General features: G+C 61.4%; 5 protein-coding genes. 3 read left to right on the top strand and 2 right to left on the bottom strand.

The genetic code is table 11. The features are described from left to right. Positions 1-911, bottom strand: a 911-nt coding sequence (gene proS / locus AC1DT3_RS09925; protein WP_477465090.1) for a proline--tRNA ligase, incomplete at its 3' end; no start/stop codon positions are given. Positions 912-1,740: 829 nt separating this feature from the next. Between proS and AC1DT3_RS09920 the strand changes: the two genes are divergently transcribed. Continuing rightward, a complete protein-coding gene (locus tag AC1DT3_RS09920; RefSeq protein WP_477465089.1) occupies positions 1,741-2,121 on the top strand; it encodes a hypothetical protein in 381 nt (126 codons plus the stop codon). A gap of 14 nt (positions 2,122-2,135) precedes the next feature. On the opposite strand, the gene gyrA is transcribed toward AC1DT3_RS09920, so the two are convergent. Then, complete coding sequence (gene gyrA / locus AC1DT3_RS09915; RefSeq protein ID WP_477465088.1) at positions 2,136-4,922, bottom strand: DNA gyrase subunit A; 2,787 nt, start codon at positions 4,920-4,922, stop codon at positions 2,136-2,138. A 282-nt stretch (positions 4,923-5,204) separates the two neighbouring features. On the opposite strand from gyrA, the gene AC1DT3_RS09910 reads away from it, so the two are divergent. Next, positions 5,205-5,768 (top strand): LemA family protein, encoded by a 564-nt coding sequence (locus AC1DT3_RS09910; RefSeq protein WP_477465087.1) that lies wholly within the window; start codon positions 5,205-5,207, stop codon positions 5,766-5,768. Positions 5,769-5,777: 9 nt separating this feature from the next. Further along, a partial coding sequence (locus AC1DT3_RS09905) for a M48 family metalloprotease (protein WP_477465086.1) occupies positions 5,778-6,294 on the top strand: 517 nt, incomplete at its 3' end.

Raw genomic sequence — 6,294 nt, 5'->3', positions numbered from 1 at the left:
CCCATCACCTTTGCACCCATCGGGGCAGAATACTTGGTGCCGAAATAGAAAATATGGCCGACTTCGATACCGCGAGCCGACATCTTCTTCTCGGGTGCGAGATGCTCGAACTCGGCTTCCTCGTGCATCTCCGACGTCGCCGCGTAGAGCGACGTCCATTTGTCCACGATCGTCTGCAGGCCCGACACGCTGTCGAAATCCGTATCGACGGCCGGTGTCGCGAACTCGAGGTAATCGGCGTGGCAGAAGACTTCGCTTTCCCCGGTGGAGGCGAGGATGATGAACTCATGGCTCAAGTCGCCGCCGATGGGGCCGGTGTCGGCGCGCATCGGGATCGCCTTCAGGCCCATACGGGCGAAGGTGCGCAGATACGCGACGAACATCTTGTTGTAGGAGTGGCGCGCCCCGGCCTGATCGAGATCGAAGGAATATGCATCCTTCATGAGAAACTCGCGCGAGCGCATCACGCCGAAACGCGGGCGCACCTCGTCCCGGAATTTCCATTGGATATGATAGAGATTGAGCGGCAGGTCCTTGTAGGAGCGCACATAGCTCCTGAAGATCTCCGTGATCATTTCCTCGTTGGTCGGGCCATAGAGCATCTCACGCTCGTGGCGGTCGGTGATGCGCAGCATCTCCTTGCCGTAAGCGTCGTAGCGACCCGATTCGCGCCAGAGATCGGCGGATTGGATGGTCGGCATCAGGAGCTCGTTGGCGCCCGAGCGATCTTGCTCTTCCCGGACGATGGCGCTGATCTTGTTCAGGACCTTCAATCCCAGGGGCAACCACGCGTAGATCCCGGCCGATTCCTGACGGATCAGGCCGGCGCGCAGCATCAACCGGTGGGACACGATTTCCGCCTCTTTCGGCGTCTCGCGGAGAATGGGCAGGAAGTAACGGCTCAAACGCATGGAACGCCTTCGGGATCTTCATCGACAATGGAGTTGCGACTCGTCTTGGAGCACACAACACAGCCGCCGCCGAAAAGACAAGCTGTGATCGAGGTTTCCAGCCGGACACCGCCCCATTAGACGAAAGATCAATAAGATATGTGCCGAAATTCGCGCCAGACGGTGCTCAAAAAGTGATGACACCCCCCATTAACCCGTCTATAACCACGGCACTGAATGTCTCAGACGTCACGACGCCAGAGGCGGCGGTCCGAGTTTCGGGAGGATATGGTCCCTTTCGCCTCTAACAGGCGATGGCTCAAAAAGCCGGGAACCGAAAAGTGCCAAAAGGCATCTAGGCAAGGCGAAAGCCTTGCTTTTTCTTTTTCACGATCCCCTTCTCCTGTTCTGCCCCCGTTCCCCATTCAACCTCCCGCCTCATCCTGAGGGGCCGCAAAGCGGCGTCTCGAAGGACCACCAGAAAGCACTGGAGACGCCTCGTCCTTCGAGACGCGACTTCGTCGCTCCTCTGGATGAGGCTCATCAGCGGGCGGCAGGCCTCTGTGACAACGGTAATTATGTATGCAATGCTATATCAATGATATTGCTTTGCCGCCTCCCCGCGACCCCGCTACTGAGCCGATATCTGGCATACGCGCTGGTTGCTCTGGCTCTTTCTACCATTGCGATCCAATCGGTCGCCTTGGCTCAGGACTCCACGGTTTCGAAGCGGCAGGGACAACAGGGAAATCTCGTTGTCGAAAGCTTCAGCTTTCCGCCGCAAATCGTTGGAATGGCGYGTGCATGGACCAATCGCTACGGGGCCGGATTAGGATTCAGCGTCCGATATATGGCTGCTGAAGAGAGCGCGTGGGCTGACGTCTACATTTACGACCGGCAGATGGATCTTTCGCGCGGGAGCGGCTCTGACCACGCCGCAAACGAGATTGCCCTCGCGTTGCGCGAAATCAACCAGATGGTGGCGCGAGGGATTTATCGAGGAGCCAAGGTCGTCGAACGCGGCGCAGAGCTGGGTTTCGAGAAAGCGTACGTCTCCATCGACGCCAAAGATCTTCCAGGACGGACAAGCCGTCGAACCGACTCCTTCATCTTCGTCGCGGTTCATCGGGGAAAATTCGTCAAGATCCGCTTGTCGGTCCCACAAGGACCGAACAGCGCGTCGATCGCCAAGTCGTTTCTCAAGGCCTACAGCCGCACTCTCGGCGTCTGAAAGAAAAGGGCGCCTTAAGCGCCCTCTCCTTCATCGGCTTCGTCCGTCAGACCATCGTCATCGAGACCCTCGTCGCCGTTCTCCTCACCCTCGATATGTTCGACGGAGACCACACGTTCCTTGCCGCGGGTCGAGAAGACGGTGACGCCCTGCGTCGCACGGCCGACGACACGGATGCCGTTGACGGGCACGCGGATGAGCTGGCCTGCATCGGTGACGAGCATGRTCTGATCGGTCTCCTCCACCGGGAAGGAGGCGACGAGATCACCGTTGCGGGCGTTCACGGCCATGGCCGTGATGCCCTTACCGCCGCGACCGGTGATGCGGTATTCGTAGGACGACGTGCGCTTCCCGTAGCCCTTCTCGGAGAGCGTGAGGATGAACTGCTCGAGCGCGCTCATCTCGGTGTAGCGCTCGGTCGACAGTGCCTCGGCGGAGAGGTTCTCCTCCTCGGCATCGCCGTTCGCTTCCGCAGTTCCTTCACCGTTCGTCAGCTCGCCGAGGACGGCGCGGCGCATCTTGAGATAGCCGGCGCGTTCTTCACCCGTAGCCTCGACGTGACGCAGGATCGTCATCGAGATGATGTCGTCTCCCTTGGCCAAGTTGATACCGCGCACGCCCATCGAGTCGCGTCCCTTGAAGACGCGCACTTCCGGTACGGCGAAGCGGATGCACTGGCCCTTGGCGGTGGTCAGCAGCACGTCGTCATTCTCGGTGCAGATCTGCACGCCGAGGATGGACTCACCCTCGTCGAGCTTCATGGCGATCTTGCCGGCGCGGTTGACCTGGGCGAAATCGGACAGCTTGTTGCGGCGGACCGTGCCACGCGAGGTCGCGAACATGACGTCGAGCGTATCCCACGCCGCCTCGTCCTCCGGCAGCGGCATGATGGTGCTGATGCGTTCGCCCTGTTCGAGCGGCAGCATGTTGACCAACGCCTTGCCCTTGGCGTTCGGAGCGGCCAGCGGCAGACGCCACACTTTCTCCTTGTAGGCCTTGCCCTTGGAAGAGAAGAACAGCACGGGCGTGTGCGTGTTCACGACGAACAGGCGGGTGACGAAATCCTCGTCGCGCGTCGTCATGCCGGCGCGGCCCTTGCCGCCGCGACGCTGCGCCCGATAGGTCGAGAGCGGCACGCGCTTGATGTAGCCGGCGTGGGACACGGTGACGACCATGTCCTCGCGTTGGATCAGATCCTCGTCGTCCACGTCCGCGTCCCAATCGGTGATCAGGGTCTTGCGCGGCGTTGCGAACGACGTGCGGATTTCCGTCAGTTCGGTCTTGATGATCGCCATGATGCGCTCGCGGGAGCGCAGGATGTCGAGATAGTCCGAGATTTCAGCGGCGAGCTTCGAGAGCTCGTCGCCGATCTCGTCGCGACCGAGCGCCGTGAGGCGCTGCAGGCGCAGGTCGAGAATGGCGCGCGCCTGAGTTTCGGACAGGCGATACGTGCCGTCGTCATTGATGCGATGGCGCGGATCGTCAACGAGGGCGATCAGCGGTGCGATATCCTGTGCCGGCCAGTCCCGGCCCATCAACGCCTCACGGGCGGTGTTCGGATCAGGCGCGGTGSGAATGAGGCGAATGACCTCGTCGATATTGGCGACGGCGGTCRCGAGACCGCACAACACGTGCGCGCGCTCACGGGCCTTGTTGAGCAGGTACTTCGTCCGGCGCGAAACGACTTCTTCGCGGAAGTCGACGAAGGCTTTGATCAGGTCCTTGAGCGTCATCAGCTCCGGACGCCCGCCGTTCAACGCCACCATGTTGGCGCCGAAACTCGTCTGCAGCGGCGTGTAGCGGTAGAGCTGGTTGAGCACCACTTCCGCCATCGCATCGCGCTTGATCTCGATGACGATGCGCATGCCGTCGCGGTCGGATTCGTCGCGCAGGTCCGAGATGCCCTCGACCTTCTTCTCGCGGACCAGCTCAGCGATCTTCTCGATGAGGGAGGCCTTGTTCACCTGATACGGGATCTCGGTGACGATGATGGCTTCCCGCTCCTTGCGGACCTCCTCCACCTCCGACTTGCATCGCATGATGATGGAGCCGCGCCCGGTCGTGTAGGCCGAGCGAACGCCTGCGCGGCCCAGGATCATGCCGCCGGTGGGGAAGTCGGGGCCGGGAATGATCTCGATGAGCTGCTCGGTCGAGATGTCGGGATCGTCCATATAGGCGATACAGCCGTCGATCACTTCGCCGAGATTGTGCGGCGGSATGTTGGTCGCCATGCCGACGGCGATACCCCCTGCCCCGTTGACCAGAAGGTTGGGGTAGCGGGCGGGCAGAACCGTGGGCTCGGACTGGGATTCGTCGTAGTTCGGCTGGAAATCGACGGTGTCCTTGTCGATGTCCTCCAGCAGCGGCATCGCTGCCCTGGTCAAGCGCGACTCGGTGTAACGCATGGCCGCCGGCGGATCACCGTCGACCGAGCCGAAATTGCCCTGGCCATCGACGAGAAGAACCCGCAGGGCGAAATCCTGCGCCATACGCACCAAGGCGTCGTAGATCGATTGGTCGCCGTGAGGGTGATATTGACCCATCACGTCACCGACGATGCGGGACGACTTCACATATTTCTTATCGGGCGTGTAACCGCTCTCGTTCATCGCGTAGAGAATGCGTCGATGAACGGGCTTGAGGCCGTCGCGGGCATCCGGCAGAGCGCGGCTCACGATCACGCTCATGGCGTAATCGAGGTATGAACGCTTCATTTCCTCTACGATGGAAACCGGCTTGATGTCGCTCGCCGGCTGATCGCCCGTCGGGCCGCCGGAGCTGATATCGTTCGGATCGGTCAAGGTCGGTCTTTCTTATACGTGCTAGAGGCCGGATGAGGCGGCTTTTCGCCGCTCTGTCCACGCGCCCTGGATGCGCACGCGAATCTGAATTGAATCAAATTCTTAAGTGGTCGAAAACGGCGACGTTTTCAAGGCTTTTGCGAGGTTTTCCAAAGCGCAGAATCACCCCTTCCCTCCGTCACCGGCCTGCCTTCCGAGCCGCGTTGCGACTTCGTTCCGCACCCGGAGCTTGAGCATGGCCCCCTGGTTGTGCCATGGCTGCCCGGAAACCTTATGGAGGGTATGGCCTTGTCTTGGATCGTCGGGGGAATAATCGTCCTTGTCCTGCTTTACGGGATCGGCGTCTACAACGGCCTCGTGCGCCTGCGCCAACGCATGACGCAGGCCTTTGCGGATGTGGATGTCCAGCTCAAGCAGCGGCACGACCTGGTTCCCAACCTGGTGGAGACGGTGAAGGGCTATGCCGGCCATGAGCGGGCGACCCTCGAAGCTGTGGTTCAGACGCGAAACGAGGCGCTCAAGGCCCAGAATCCGGCGCAGCTGGCCGCAGCCGAGGGCGCTTTGTCGGGGGCGCTGGGACGCCTGATGGCCCTCGGCGAGGCCTACCCGGACCTCAAGGCCAGCGCCAACTTCCAGCAATTGCAGATCGATCTGTCCGATATCGAGAACAAGCTCGCCGCCGCCCGGCGTTTCTTCAACAATGGCGTGGCGGAGTACAATGCGGCGGTCCAATCCTTCCCGGCCGTGCTCTTCGCAGGCGCCCTGGGATTCTCGCCGCGAGAGTTCTTCGATCTCGGGGAGACCCAGCGGCAGGCGCTCGAGGCGCCCCCGAAAGTCTCCTTCTAGCAGGCGCGCGTGCTCCCCGTTTTCGGCCTCTATACGCAGATCGAGGCAAACCGCCGGCGCTCGGTGTTTCTTCTCGCCGGCCTGTTCGTCCTGTTCTACCTGATGACGTTCGCGCTCGCCTTGCTCATGCGCGCCTGGGAGAACGCGACGGCAGGCGCTCTCAACGACCTGACATGGGTCGCCGCCCACGACACGCTCTGGCTCGCGCCGCTCGTGACGGTGGCTGTCGGACTGTGGGTATGGCTCGGGCTGCGGTTCAATGAGGTGATGATCAACGGCTTTATCGGCGCGACCAAAATCGCTCGAGCGGACAATCCCAAGCTCTATAACCTGCTCGAAAACCTCTGCATCTCGCGTGGTCTGGCGGTTCCGAAATTGCGGATCGTCGAGACGACGAATCTCAACGCGTTTGCCGCCGGCGTGCGCCAGGATCAGTACTCCATCACCCTGACGCGCGGTCTCGTCGACGCGCTGACCGAGCGCGAACTCGAAGCGGTGATCGCGCACGAATTGACCCATATCCGCA

The organism is Microvirga sp. P4_G7, from assembly GCF_056401005.1.
This window is presented reverse-complemented; position numbering and strand designations above follow the sequence as displayed.